The 789-nt window shown below is 59.9% G+C and carries 1 protein-coding gene; it reads left to right on the forward strand.

The genetic code is table 11. The features are described from left to right. On the forward strand, nucleotides 1-475 hold a 475-nt coding region (locus I8N66_RS37480), incomplete at its 5' end, for a M24 family metallopeptidase (RefSeq protein ID WP_291165629.1). Nucleotides 476-789 lie beyond the last annotated feature (314 nt).

Genomic DNA, 789 nt, shown 5'->3' on the forward strand with positions numbered 1-789 from the left:
CGCGCAAAAGAATGGTGTTTTTGCCGACACGGGCGCATCTTTCGCCGTGCCGCCAGTCTCCAAAGCGATCGAGCGGCTTTGCCGTGATGGGCGACGGGCTATGTGGACGGGCATCAGGCAGATTGGCGCGAACAAGCCGCTCAGCGACATCGGAAAGGCGATCGGCACGTTCGCTCGTCGAAACCACTATACGCTCGTTCAGAATCTTGCCAGCCACGGCGTCGGGCATTCGTTGCATGAGGAGCCGACAGAGATCCCAACATGGCCGGTTCAAACCGAGCGGCGGATCATGAATGAAGGCCTTGTTTTCACCGTAGAGCCGTTTCTTTCGCTGGGCGCCGAGTGGGCGGAAGATGGGGGCGAAAGTGGAGATTCGTGGACGCTCTTCAGTAGCCCCAGAGCGCCGACCGTGCAATACGAGCACACCGTCGTCGCGACGCGTAAAGGACCTCTCGTCGTGACCTTACCCGGGTAGCTCTCGCATCACGGCCGCTTCTGGCCCACAGCGAACGTAACCTTCTCCGCGAGTAGGGAGCACTACGCTGTTTGTCCGCTCATCCCAGATCGTTGGTCCTGATGTAACGAGCTGAACTGCAGCTACCTGCCATTCTGGACTACCGTTCGAAGCCACCCTCGCCGGAGCCGGGACCCACAGTTGCGCCGTTCTCCTTCAAGATGGGCTGCTCCTTCGCCAGCTCAAACTCTACGGAATTGATCTCTCCGGTGAACGCAAACGGAAGCTTCTCGCGGTAGGTCGGAACAGCTGGCGCGCCGAGGTCCATTCCGATG

The sequence above is a fragment of the Ensifer sp. SSB1 genome (genome assembly GCF_016652895.1).
Taxonomy (GTDB): Bacteria; Pseudomonadota; Alphaproteobacteria; order Rhizobiales; family Rhizobiaceae; genus Ensifer.